At 70.5% G+C, this 12,643-nt stretch carries 11 protein-coding genes; 8 read left to right on the top strand and 3 right to left on the bottom strand.

Features of this window, described 5'->3' with window-relative positions; genetic code table 11:
- Positions 1-14: 14 nt before the first annotated feature.
- Positions 15-1,013: a hypothetical protein gene (locus OM076_RS11090; RefSeq protein WP_270039897.1), complete on the top strand. Its 999-nt coding sequence runs from the start codon at positions 15-17 to the stop codon at positions 1,011-1,013.
- 164 nt (positions 1,014-1,177) lie between these two features.
- Entirely contained in the window at positions 1,178-2,602 is a 1,425-nt protein-coding gene (locus tag OM076_RS11095) for a hypothetical protein (protein WP_270039900.1), read from the top strand.
- Positions 2,603-2,611: 9 nt separating this feature from the next.
- Here the strand turns inward: OM076_RS11095 and OM076_RS11100 are convergent, their stop codons facing one another.
- Positions 2,612-3,691 carry a sulfite oxidase gene (locus OM076_RS11100; RefSeq protein ID WP_270039901.1) on the bottom strand — a complete coding sequence of 360 codons (1,080 nt, stop codon included), beginning with the start codon at positions 3,689-3,691 and terminating at the stop codon, positions 2,612-2,614.
- A 255-nt stretch (positions 3,692-3,946) separates the two neighbouring features.
- Between OM076_RS11100 and OM076_RS11105 the strand changes: the two genes are divergently transcribed.
- The 4 genes from OM076_RS11105 (at position 3,947) to OM076_RS11120 (ending at position 7,931) form a co-directional block, all read left to right on the top strand.
- Positions 3,947-4,237 carry an ASCH domain-containing protein gene (locus OM076_RS11105; RefSeq protein WP_270039903.1) on the top strand — a complete coding sequence of 97 codons (291 nt, stop codon included), beginning with the start codon at positions 3,947-3,949 and terminating at the stop codon, positions 4,235-4,237.
- Between the two features lie 133 nt (positions 4,238-4,370).
- A complete protein-coding gene (locus OM076_RS11110) occupies positions 4,371-5,390 on the top strand; it encodes an ABC transporter substrate-binding protein (RefSeq protein WP_270039905.1) in 1,020 nt (339 codons plus the stop codon).
- Positions 5,391-6,251 (top strand): ABC transporter permease, encoded by an 861-nt coding sequence (locus OM076_RS11115; RefSeq protein ID WP_270039907.1) that lies wholly within the window; start codon positions 5,391-5,393, stop codon positions 6,249-6,251. It abuts the gene before it with no gap.
- A gap of 15 nt (positions 6,252-6,266) precedes the next feature.
- The gene (locus OM076_RS11120) at positions 6,267-7,931 is read left to right on the top strand and encodes an MFS transporter (protein WP_270039909.1); all 1,665 of its coding nucleotides are present in this window, start codon (positions 6,267-6,269) and stop codon (positions 7,929-7,931) included.
- Here the strand turns inward: OM076_RS11120 and OM076_RS11125 are convergent.
- The gene (locus OM076_RS11125; RefSeq protein WP_270039911.1) at positions 7,899-9,098 is read right to left on the bottom strand and encodes a low temperature requirement protein A; all 1,200 of its coding nucleotides are present in this window, start codon (positions 9,096-9,098) and stop codon (positions 7,899-7,901) included. The genes OM076_RS11120 and OM076_RS11125 overlap by 33 nt on opposite strands.
- A gap of 277 nt (positions 9,099-9,375) precedes the next feature.
- Here OM076_RS11125 and OM076_RS11130 point away from each other — a divergent pair, with 277 nt between their 5' ends.
- Together OM076_RS11130 and OM076_RS11135 are read left to right on the top strand one after the other, a co-directional pair.
- On the top strand, positions 9,376-11,277 hold the full coding sequence (locus tag OM076_RS11130; RefSeq protein ID WP_270039914.1) for an LVIVD repeat-containing protein: 1,902 nt from the start codon (positions 9,376-9,378) through the stop codon (positions 11,275-11,277).
- An 86-nt stretch (positions 11,278-11,363) separates the two neighbouring features.
- Positions 11,364-12,068 carry a hypothetical protein gene (locus OM076_RS11135; protein ID WP_270039915.1) on the top strand — a complete coding sequence of 235 codons (705 nt, stop codon included), beginning with the start codon at positions 11,364-11,366 and terminating at the stop codon, positions 12,066-12,068.
- Here the strand turns inward: OM076_RS11135 and OM076_RS11140 are convergent.
- Positions 12,037-12,579 carry a carbonic anhydrase gene (locus OM076_RS11140; protein WP_270039916.1) on the bottom strand — a complete coding sequence of 181 codons (543 nt, stop codon included), beginning with the start codon at positions 12,577-12,579 and terminating at the stop codon, positions 12,037-12,039. The genes OM076_RS11135 and OM076_RS11140 overlap by 32 nt on opposite strands.
- Positions 12,580-12,643 lie beyond the last annotated feature (64 nt).

The following is a 12,643-nucleotide window of genomic DNA, read 5'->3' on the forward strand; positions in this document are numbered from 1 at the left end:
GAGAGGAGCCTAAAGTGCTACGCAACCGTTGTGTCACGTTCGCGGCGATCGCCGCCGCCGCATGCGTCTGTCCGGCCGCGGCGTCCGCCTGGGACGTCGGATTCCGGTTCAGCCAAGACGACGACGGCACGGCTTCGATCGTTGCCCAGGATTCCACGGGTCCGATCTTGCATCACCTCGACCTCGTGCGCAACGGCGCCGTCGTCGCCACGTCGCCGACGACCGGTTACTACGCGTCGCTGGATGTCCCGACCCTGCTCGCGGGCGACGTCGCACGGTTCTACGACGGCAACGCGGTGAGCGCGACGGCGGCCTACGACGGCCAACCGACGATCGGGTCCGACGCCTGCGCGCCGCACGTGAGCTTCACGGCCACGCGCTCGGACACCCACAGCGTCTACAACGCCGGTGCCTTCCCGGCCAACGACTACACGGCGGTCAACCGTTCGATCAACACGACGGGCAACCCGTTCACCGTGACGCTCCAGAGCCCGCTCGCGGTCGGCGACGTCGCGTTCGTGGTCACACAAGGGCTCCAGAGCAACGGCAAGGTCGGCGTCGAGTTCGTGCGCTACGCCAAGGTCGCACCGTGCCCCGCCCCTTCGACCCCCGCCGGCGACGCTCCGACCACGACCACGGCGCCGGCCGCACCGACCGACGCGCAGGTGCGGGCAAAGGTCAGGGCAGCCGTCGCGTCCACCGCGGCCAGGCTGAAGGCCCTCAAGACGCGTCAGCTCGCGAAGCGCAAGAGCGTGCGCCTGCCGTTCGCGTTCTCCGAGCCCGGCAAGGTCAAGCTGACGCTCACCGGGCCGCGCGGCAAGCCGATCGGCGCGGGCGAGAAGACCGCCACGGCGGCCGGCACGAGCACGGTCACCGTGAAGCTGTCGGCGGCCGGCCGCAAGCTGCTCAAGGCCGCGCGCAAGATCGCCGTGACCGTCAAGGCAACATTTACGCCGGCGCGCGCCGGGGCGAAGCCGCAGACGGCGAGCGCCGGCGTGAAACTGAAGCGCTAGTGTCCCGATTCGGAAGTTCGCAGGCGCCTACCGGACGCCTCGCCGCGCCCGGCGGGCGCCGGCGAGCTCGCAAGTACGCCCGGTACGAGCTAGCTCGCCGCCGCACGCCAGCCACGACGATGCGGGCCGCTATGCACGTGCGAACCTACGAATCGCGACACTAGTTGCGAACCGGCCTCCCCGTCGCCGTCGCCGTCGCCGTCGCGGTCGCGGTCGCCGTGGCGGCGCCCGCCGAGGCTCAGCCGTTCACGCGCGCGATCTCCGACGGCGGCGCGCTGCTCGGCGACCCCCGGCTGGCTGATGCCGTCCTGGCCCGGGGCGCGCGGGCCGGCGCACGCGTCGCGCGGCTGCCGCTCATCTGGTCGCGCGTCGAGTCCGGCATGTTCCTGCCACTCGACCCCACCGACCCGGCCGATCCCGCCTACGACTTCAGCGCCGTCGACACGCTCGCCCGGCTCGCGGTGCGGCACGGCCTGACACCGCTGCTGCGAGTCGGCGGCGCGCCATGGCGCTACGAGGCGCCGGAACGCTGGCGCTTCGCGGCGGGCGGGACCTGGGCACCTGACCCCGCGGCGTATCGACGGTTCGCCACCGCCGCCGCCCGCCGCTACTCCGGCCGCTTCCCAGACCCGCTGGATCCGGGCAGCACGCTGCCCCGCGTCGGGCTCTGGCAAGCCTGGAACGAGCCCAACCTGCCGCGCTTCCTGCAACCGCAATGGGTCGCGCAGGACGGCGCGTGGACGGCGTGGTCGCCGGCCCAGTACCGGGCGCTGCTGAACGCGTTCTACGACGGCGTCAAGGGCGTCGACCATGCCAACGTCGTCGCGACCGCGGGGACCGCCCCGAACGGCGACCCGCGCGACGGGGAGGGCCGGATGACGCCGGTGCGGTTCTGGCAGGAGCTGCTGTGCCTCGGTTCCGGCCCGGTGCCGCACCGTGAGCGATGCGACGATCCCGCGCGCTTCGACGTGCTCGCCCACCACCCCCTGACGGTCACCGACCCGGACGTCGCGGCACGCGACGCGGGCAACGTGAGCATCGCCGACATCTACAAGCTCAAGCGGCTGCTCGCGCTTTCGGGGCACCGCCACGCCCGGCTCTGGGTCACCGAGGTCAACTGGGACACCGGCTCCCGCGGGGCGGGCGCGAAGCAGATTCAGCGCTGGGTTCCCCGGGCACTGTTCCGGCTCTGGCGAGAGGGCGTGGACCTGGTCGCCTGGCAGTTCGTCCGCGACCCGGCCGACAAGCCCGACCACCCCGCCGGGCTGTACCGGATCGATCGCGCCGCACCGCTCGATCCCGCGCGCGACCGGCCCAAGCGCGCAGTGATCCGCGCCTTCCGCTTCCCCTTCACCGGCGTCCGGCGAGACCGCCGGCACGTCGAGGTGTGGGCGCTGCTGCCCCGCGCGGGCAGCGCCCGCGTCACGCTCCAGCGCCGCGCCGGGCGGCGCTGGCGCACGCTGCGCCACATCACCGCGAGCACCGACGGGATCGTCCACACCGTCGTCGCGCTGCGCGGGCACGCCATCCTGCGCCTCGCCCGCCCGGCGGGAGCGCCCAGCGGAGACTGGAGCGTCGGTGTCAGGTAGTCGCGCGGATCAGACGACGTCGACGAAGATGACCTCGATGGCGTTGTTGCCGTAGCCGAGCCGGTTCCACGGCGGGACCTCGGGTTGGACGTTGCCGGCGGCATCGGTGGCCCTGGCGCGCAGGGTGTGGCGGCCGCTGTCGTTGGCCTGCCATTCGAACGACCAGTCCTGCCAGTGATAGGGGCCGGAGGGCGGATCGAGTCGCGCCGCGTGCCACTCGCCCGCGCCCGTGAGGCTGACGTCGACGCGGGTCACGGGCCCGGTTCCCGACCAGGCCTTGCCGCGCACCGTGCACGTACCCGGGCTCAGCGTCGATCCGGCGGCCGGCGCGGTGATGCGCGCGCGCACGCGCATGACGTCAACGGGCTCCGCCGGCCGGTCGGCCCACTCGTACATGTAGTGCCCGGTCTGGAACTCACCGGCATACGCCTCGGTCAGGACGTCGATCCGCTTGAGCCACTTCACCGAGGCGACGGCGTACCACTGGGGGACGATGATCCGGAAGGGCGAGCCGTGATCGGAACCCAGCGGCTCGCCGTTCATCTCGTAGGCGATCAGGATCTCCGCCGCCGGATCGGCGGCATGTGCGAGCGGGAGGGCGCGGACGAAGGTGAGGTCGTCGCGGTCGGTGTCCGCGAGGACGGGGTTGAGGTGGTATGCGCCGTGGTCGGCGCCTTGGAAGCGCACGTCGACGCCTTCTGCCCTGGGACTCGCCAGTTGCAGCACCTCGTGCAGCAGGGCGCCTCTCCAGCGGGCGGTCGAGACGGCGTAGCCGCCCCATGGCTCACCGCTCGGCAGCGGCCGCAGCTCGAGCCGGCCGTTGCCCGCGCATTCGAGCGTGACCGCGCGCTCGTGCGCCGGCATGGCGCGGAGATCGTCGAGCGTCAGCGTGAGCGGGTTGTCCACCGCGCCGCCGACCTCGAGCGTGCCGTCGTGCGCCGGCAGAGGGAAGTTGCTGCGCACGTAGTGGAACTCGATCGGGGTGATCTCTCCGGCCAGTGCCTGCGGCGGCGCCTCCGCGTTGTACGGAGCCGGGTTGATCATCTGCAGCGCGGCGCGCGCGCGGGCGAGATCGTCTTCGACTGCCATGTCTCACCCTCCTGATCAGTAGTCGGCGTCGCGGAAGGACGGGTCGCGGCTGAGCGCCGGTGCGCGTTCATCATGATCGCGATCGCGTGCCCGATCGGCTGTCCCTCTCCGAGGTGAACGGCCCGTTCGGGGGCTTGAACCGCCGTCGGCGAGTTGCACGACCGGGCCTTGTGGATCGTCGAGAGCGTTCCAGTCCAATTGCGGCGCGCATCACCTGCATGGGGTGAACGCGCGTCACCGGCTAGCGTCCCGGGGGTGGAGTTCAGCCGTGAGCTGCGCGATGACGTCCTGGCCGGCGAGATCACGCTGTCGGTGCGGCTGTGGAAGCGGCCACAGGTCAAGGAGGGTGGTCGCTACCGGGTCGGCTCCGGTCTGATCGAGATCGACGCGATCGAGCTCGTCCCGTTCGCGGCGATCACCGAGGCGGACGTCCGGCGGGCGGGCGAGCCCGACCGCGAGACCTTGCGCGACCGCGCCGCGCACGCCGGGCCGATCGATGAGGAGACGCTCGTCTACCGGATCGAGCTCCATGTCGTGAGCCTCTAACGAAGCGCTCATTCCGGGCTTGATATTGATCAAGCGGACGGCCCCGTCCGGGGGGTAACCGAGACGGGCCCGGGGGTCAGACACCGGATGGCTGCCGGTGGTTCGGCGGCCTGTAGAGCGAAGGAGGGAATCAATGCAAGGAAGTGCGCGCCGCCTGACGGCGGCCGTCGCCGGCATGCTCGCCGCGGGTGCGATGGCGCCCGGCGTGGCCGGGGCCGCGACGAATGTGACCGTCGCGCTCGGTTTCAAGCCCGACGTGGTCTCCACTCCGTACTACGTGGCTCAGGACATGGGCTACTACAAGCAAGCCGGGCTGAACGTCACCCTCAACTACGACAAGCTCCCCAACCCGCCGCAGGCGGTGGCCGACGGGTCGAAGTTCCAGTTCGGTTCCGCGGGTGGCGACGCCGCGCTGCTCGGCGTGTCCAAGGGCGCGGGGGTGCAGGTCGTCGCGCAGCAGTATGAGCAGTACCCGGTGGGCGCGATGTGGCTGGCCGACGGCGGCCCCACGATCAACAAGCCGGCTGACCTGAAGGGCAAGACGATCGGCATCTCGGCGCCCGGCAGTTCGACCGACTACGGCCTCAGCGCCCTGCTGCAGGCCGGTCACCTCAAGCGCTCCGACGTCAAGGTCATCGCGGTCGGCTTCACCGAGACCGAGGCGCTGATCAACCACCAGATCGACGTCGCGATGACCTTCACCGACAACGAGCCGGTGAACGCCCGCGCGCTCAACCATCTCGTGCACGTGATGAAGGTGTCCGACTACAAGAACCTGGTGTCGACGGGCATCATCGCCGGCACCAAGCTGATCAAGAGCAACCCCGCCGAGGTCACGGCGTTCGTGAAGGCCACGATGCGCGGCGAGAAGTACACGCTGCAGCACCGGGACGCCGCCTTCAAGATGGCGCTGAAGCGCATGCCGGAGGTCATCTCCGCCAAGCAGATCGCGACCCAGAAGCTGATCCTCGACGCGCGCATGAAGTACCAGCAGCCGGTCGCCGGTCACCAGGTCGGCTGGTCGAACCCCGCGGCCTGGCCGACCACGCTGAACTTCATGCAGTCGATCGGTGCGATCGCGAAGGCCGGCGCGCCCTCCGTGAAGAACGTCTTCACGAACCGGTTCACCGACCTGGCGAACGTGAGGATGTAAGTGGCGAGCACGCCGCTGGTGGCCGACGAGGCGCGGGTCGCGAGCGCCGCGTACGGCGCTCGCTCTCGCGCGACGCGTCGGCGCAGCGGCGTGCGCCGCCGGCCGGTGGGCGCGGGCGGCCTGCGCTCGCTCGCGATCAGCACGATCTCCGTGCTCGCCGGGCTCGGTCTGTGGGCGCTCATCTACCAGCTCAACGTGGTCGCCGACTACTCGTTGCCGTCCCCGTGGTCGGTCGCGCACGAGTGGTGGCTGCTGGCCCGCAAGGGCGTGATCTGGCACCACATCTGGGCGACCCTGCGCGAGGCGTTCCTCGGCTTCCTGCTCGCACTGGTCGCATCGTCCGTGCTCGCCTACCCGCTCGCCAAGTCGCGCGTGTTCGCGAGCGTGCTGTCGCCGTACATCGCCGCCACGCAGGCGATGCCGATGCTCGCGCTCGCCCCGCTGCTCGTCGTCTGGTTCGGGCTCGGGCTCGCCTCGCACGTGCTGATCTGCGCGGTGATCGTCTTCTTCCCGATGCTCGTGAACACCGCGGTGGGGATCGCCGACGTGGATCGCACGCTCGTCGAGGCGGCGGCGACGGAAGGAGCGGGACGCTGGACCACGCTGATCCACATCGAGCTGCCGCTGGCGCTGCGGACGATCCTCGCCGGCGTGCGGATGGGCGCGACGCTCTCCCTCACCGGCGCGATCGTGGCCGAGTTCGTGGCCGCGAGCGAAGGGCTCGGCTACCTCATGGAGTTCGCGCGCGGGCAGTACGACGCGCCGCTGCTGTTCGCGGCTGCGCTGACGATGGTCCTGGTGGCGGTGATCGCCTACGTGGTGATCGGCTTGCTCGAGTACGTGCTCATCGACTGGGAGTAACGGGGCGATCCCCGCATGACGCAGGTCGAGAACAAGCCGCGCGGGCTCGCGCGGATCGCGGCGGCGCGGCGGGGGCTGCCGGAGAACGTCCGCCTCCTCGCCCTGGTCTCTCTGGCCAACGACTCGGCGAGCGAGCTGGCGTACCCGATCGTCCCGCTCTTCCTCGTGATCACGCTCGGCGCGCCGATCGCGCTGATCGGCCTGATCGAGGGCGTCGCCGAGGCGATGGCGCTCGGGTTCCGGCTCATCTCCGGCTGGCTCTCCGACCGCGCGGCGACGGAGCCGCGGCGGCGCCCGTGGATCATGGCCGGCTACGGGCTCTCGACGGTCGCGCGCGCCGGCGTGGCCGCCGCGCCGACGTGGGGGTGGGTGCTCGGCGCGAAGATCGCCGACCGCATCGGAAAGGGCACGCGCGGCGCGCCGCGCGACGCATTGATCCGCGACTCGACGCCCAAGGAGCTGATGGGCTCGGCCTTCGGTTACCACCGCTCGGCGGACACGGTGGGCGCGATCGTCGGACCGCTGCTGGCCGCCTTGCTGCTCGCCGCGGGGTGCTCGCTGCGGACGATCCTGTGGGTCGGCGTGCTGCCCGGGGCGGTGACGCTGCTGCTCATCCGGCGCATCCGTGAGGCGCCGCCGTCGGGGGTCAACGCGAAGAAGAAGCACGCGCCGGAGCTGGCGGGGGCGCGGGCATTGCCGGGCTCGTTCTGGAGCGTGCTGTTGATCTGGGTCGTGTTCTCACTCGGCAACTCGAGCGACGCGTTCCTGCTGCTGCGCGCGCATGACCTGGGGCTCGCGACGCTGCTCACCGTCCTCGCCTACGCGGGCTACAACGTCGTCTTCGCGAGCCTCTCCTGGCCGCTGGGCGCGCTGTCGGATCGCCTCCCGCGCGCGGCGATCTTCACGCTCGGCGTGATCGTGTTCGTGCTCGTCTACGTCGGGTTCGCGGTGGCTCCCGGCTCGTGGGCGGTGTGGCCGCTGTTCGCGTTCTACGGCGTCTACGTCGCGGCCACCGAGGGTGTCGGCCGCGCGTGGGTCGCCGACCACGTGACCGAGGGCCACGTCGGGACGGCCTACGGCGTCTTCTACGCCGCCACCGCGGCCGCAGCGCTGGTGGCGAGCATCGCTGCGGGCGTGTTGTGGACGTACGTGTCGCCGTCCGCCCCGTTCTGGCTGGGAGCGACCACGGCGGCGGCCGCGGCGCTCCTGCTCGGCGTGCGCGCGCTGAGCCGCGGGCTCTCCCCGCGGCTCGCCCAGGCGACGCTCACGAGCCTGCTCGTGGCGACCGTCGCCGTCGCCGCCGTCGAGCATCACCAGCTCGGCGACCTGTTCCGCCACCGCGGCGAGACCGAGGTCCCGATCGTCTCCACGCGCCCCTGCTCGGACATCGGCGACACCCGCGTGCAGCCCGACCTGCCGGAGGGCTTCCCGACCCTCCCCGGCGTGGCGTTCACCGGCAATGACGCGAAGTGGTCCACGCACGGCTACTTCAAGCGCAGCATCCGCTCAGCCCACGACGACTACGTGCGCGCGCTCGAGGCCGCCGGGTATCGGGTCACGCACTCCGAGCTCGACCCATGGGATTCCGAGCTCGCCTTCACCGGCAACGGCCACACGGGCGAGATCGACATCTTCCAGGAGTGCCGGTCACGGACGTGGATGCAGATCGCCGTCACCTGAGCGGGCCGCTGACGGCATCGCGGCCGGTTCGCGTTCGCCGACCGTGTCCGGGATCGCCATCGCCACGAGCACGGCGGTCGCCGCGGCGATGCCGGCGATCAGCGTCAGCGGCGCGGTGGCGATCGCCAGGATCGCGAGCGCGGCCAGCGCCAGCGGCCGCGAGCGCGGGACATGTCCGCGCGCCGCACGCATGAACATGGCCTGGGCGAGCACGAAGAGCGCCGGCCCGCCGAACGTCAGGACCGTGAAGCCGAGGGTCGCGTCATCGCCTGGATGGGCGATCGCCATCTCGTCGCCGACGGCGATCGCGATCAATGCGAGCACGATGAGCGTCAACGTCAGCGTGCCCCACCAGCCGATCGTGCCGGCCCGCTCGGTGGTCTCGGCGGCCTCGACCGCGATCGCTTCGGCGCGTTCGAAGTAGCACCACCACAGCGCGACCGTCCCCGCGAAGCCGATCGCGAGGGCGAGCAGGCGCTCGAGGTCGAACGGCGCGGCGGTGAACGCGGAGCCCATCGTGAGCACGGTCTCGCCGAGCGCGATGATGAAGAACAGCCGGAAGCGCTCGATCAGGTGCTCGCTCGCGATCTCGGCGTTCGCGAGGTCGATGCGCCGGCCGCGACCGGGAAGCCAGTGCACGGTCGACACGCCGGCGTATGTGATCGCGACCGCGAGCCCCCAGAGCACGAGGCGCGCGTCGCCTTCGGCGATCGCCCCGCCGACCCACCACAGGCCCGCGAGCAGCTCCCAGACGAGGACGTTCACGAAGTGCTCCCCGAGCGCCCGCCCGCGGAGAGCGACGATCAGGAACGCCGAGCGCCCGACCTGGATCAGCAGGTAGCCGACGACGAACAGCCACGCACGCTCCTCGAACGCGTCGCCGATCGCGACCGACATCAGCAGGCTCGCGAACATCAGTCCGATCAGCAGCAGCCGCACCGCCAGCCGGTCCGGATCCAGCCAGTTCGCGCCCCATGCCGTCATGTACCACGCGTGGACGACGGCGAGCGCCAGGATCACCGTCTCGGCACCGGTCCGCAGATCGACGTGCTCGACCAGGTGGTGCGCGAGCTGCCCGATCGCGAAGACGTAGACGAGGTCGAAGAAGAGCTCCAGCGGAGCGACGACGCGCTGTGCTCCGGGCGCTCGCGAGGCGGCGATCCGCATTCGGCGCGATCGTATTCAGCGGCCGCGTGTCACGCAATCCACCCGCCACGCTCATGGTCCCCTCAGTCGCCTCCGTACGGCCCGACGGTCGTCGCTTTCGGCTCGCCGAGCTTCCTACAGATATCTAGACGTACCGGTCCACATACGACGATAGGATCAAAAAAGAGAGAGTCCGGTCGCAATCGGAGTGACCGAGCCTGGGTCAGATGGAGAGGGGGACCTGTTGTACGGAGGGAACCGCACGACACGACGCGTCAAGGCGCTCACCGGAGCCTGCTTGGCGGTCGGTGCAGTGGCGCTCGGGAGCGCCGGAGCGGCGCTCGCGCAGACACCGACGCCGACACCGACGCCGCTGCCCGATACCCACAACGTCCCGACCAACGCGGTCACGGATCACGTCACGTTCCAGGACAACGTCCGCGGCGTGAGCGGGTACGCGGGAGCGAACTTCATCGACTACGGCGGCGACCTCGGCGACTTCATGTTCGCCGACGGGACCGGCGGCCTCGCGATCTGGTCGCTCAAGGACAAGGCACACCCCTCGTACGTGGCGCGCGTCACCGCGGCCCAGCTGCGCGTGGCCGGCGACACGCAGGATCGCTTCTACGAGGGCGAGAACATGACCGTCGACCCGAAGCGCAAGCTCGTGTTCCTCAGCCGTGACCCGCGCGGCTTCGGCGGGACGCTGACCACGGGCCAGACCGGCGTCTACATCATCGACGTCAAGGACCCGTACAACCCGAAGATCGTCACCTTCCACCCGGTTCCGGCCGGGCACACGAGCACCTGTATCAACGACTGCCAGTACCTCTGGTCGGTCGGCCCGTACGGCACGGGCACCCCGGGCAACAACCCGGACTGGTTCCCGCAGCCGGCGTACTCGCAGAAGCGCGGCGGCGTGCCGATCTGGGTCACCGACATCTCCGACCCGGCGCATCCGTACACGTACCCGACGCCACTGGACACCGCGCGTTTCGACGGCCAGACCGGCTACGTGCACAGCGTCGACGTCGACCGCAACGGCATCGCCTGGGCCTCCGGCGAGGGCGGCGTGCGCGGCTACTACACGGTCGGCACCCACTACGACCCGGTGAAGAAGGTCACCCGCGTCGCGACGGCGTATGACCCGATCCCCTACGCGGGCGGCACGACCCCGCTGGTCGCGACGGCGACGGACGACTTCTTCGGCTACTTCGACCACAACGCGCAGCACATCACCCAGAAGGTCGGCAACTACCCGGCGGGCGACCTGCTGTACGTCACCAACGAGAACATCGTCGCCTGCTCGGTGGCAGGCGAGCTGAAGGTCGTCTCGCTCGCGGGCAGCTACGACGGCCAGGGCTGGAACTCGACGCCGCAGAACCCGTTCCGCCTGAACCTGGTCGGCCACTGGACGCCGTGGGGCAAGCCCGGCTCGGCGACGACCGGTAGCTGCTCCGCACACTGGTTCACGACCAACGGCAACATCGTCGCCCAGGCCTGGTACGGCCAGGGCACCCGGTTCCTCGACATGTCAGACCCGGCGAACCCGACGCAGGTCGGCTACTTCCGCGTCCCGTCCGGCACGACCGGCGTCACGAGTGGCTCCGCCTCGGCGTCGTACTGGCACAACGGCTACATCTACGTCGCGGACTACAACCGCGGCATCGACGTCCTGAAGTTCGACGGCACGGTCACGGGCACGCCTGACGGCATCTGCTGGGGCGGCTGCGACGGCGCGAAGGTCACCTACACCGGGACGGCGGACGGCACCGCCGGCGGCTCGGTGCCTGCGACGCTGAGCCTGACGCTGGGCGCACCGGGCAGCTTCGGGGCCTTCACCCCGGGCGTGGACAGGACGTACGACGCCACGACGACCGCGAACGTGATCTCGACCGCGGGCGACGCGCTGCTGAGCGTGGCCGATCCGTCGGCGACCGCGACTGGGCACCTCGTCAACGGGACGTTCAGCCTGACGGATCCGCTGACGGCGAGGGCGCGCAACGCGGCCAACACGGGGACGGCGTTCAACAACGTCGGCTCCTCGGCCAGCCCGCTGAACCTGCTGACGTGGAACGGGCCGATCTCCAACGACGCCGTGTCGCTGGACTTCCGCCAGCACATCGGCTCGAGCGAGCCGCTGCGCACCGGCTCCTACAGCAAGACGCTGACGTTCACGCTGTCGACGACGACGCCGTAGTTCGCGATCGCGGGGCGGCGCCACCCGGCGCCGCCCCGCGATGGCAAGATGGGAACGGATTCATGGGCACATCAGCATCGAGAACCGTGGCGGCGATCGTCGCCGCCACTGTCGCCCTCGCGGGCTGCGGGGGCGGCTCCGGCGAGGGCTCGTCAGGCTTTACGCAGGCCTCGATCAAGACCGGGTTCGTCAAGCCCGCGGACCTCGGCAAGGGCACGATCGCGTTCGAGGACACGGGCGTCGCGGGCCACATCATCTACACGCCCGAGGACAGCGTGCCGACGTGCCCGTACGTGCAGCGCGCCGACGACGCTCCGGTCGACGCGATGACCCCCGCCGTCGAGCTACAGGGCGGCAACTCGACGGGCCGCTTCATCGTCGGCCCGCAGAATCCGAAGAGCGACTCACCGCCGGTCGTCACGCAGGGTGCGGTGGTGTTCCACAACGCGCAGCTCGCCGAGGCCGGCATGAAGAAGGTCAACGCGACGGTGTCGAAGTGCCCGGCGTCGTGGACGATCCTCGGTGGGCCGCCCCAGATCATCGGCTCCTACACCGTCAACACCCGCCCGCTCGAGCTGCACGGATGGACGGGGTTCTCCCAGCAGCTCGCGCACACCGCGCCGCGTGATGTCAACCCCGACACCTACGACGACCTGGTGACCATCGTCCTGCACAAGGACAACGCGATCCTGTATGCGGGCTTCGCGCAGATCAAGAAGACCGGCGAGCGCGCGGACTCCGGCGCGAAGGCCGAGCAGATCATGAAGCAGGCGCTCGCCCGGCTCGACTGAGTACGGGGACGACGGTGTCCACCAGGCCGGTGAGAACGTCGTAGACGTGCCCGGACACCGCGATGCGGGGCGAGATCGCGGGTGCGGAGCGGAGGCGCTCGACGTCGCGGGTGACGGTCGCCTCGGGGTCGACCACGGCGTACTCGCGCAACGACGGTTCATCCGCGCCGATCCGCTGGGCGTAGCGGTGGCGGAACGTGTCGTCGGCGAGCGCCCCGGCTCCGCACTGGTTGTGGTGGATGACGGCGACCTCGAACAGCGGGCCGTCGGGGAGAAAGCTCTCGGCGAGCTGGCCGATGAAGGCGACGTCGTCGATCACCTGGTCGGTGACGCGGCCGCCGACGTTGCGGACGACCATCGCGTCGCTGAGATCGAGACCGAGGAAGTGCGCGGGGTCGACGCGCGGGTCGAGGCACGTGATCACGAACAGGCGCAGCGTGGGGAAGACGACGGCGCCTTCGTGACCGCCGGCGGCGGCGAAGGCGCGGTTGCGCGTCAAAGGCGTTTGCATGGAGGAGTTTCTAAACGTCTTAGACAAGAAAATCAAGTGACTGAACGTGAATCTCAAGTCGCTG

It is taken from the genome of Solirubrobacter ginsenosidimutans (assembly GCF_027587205.1).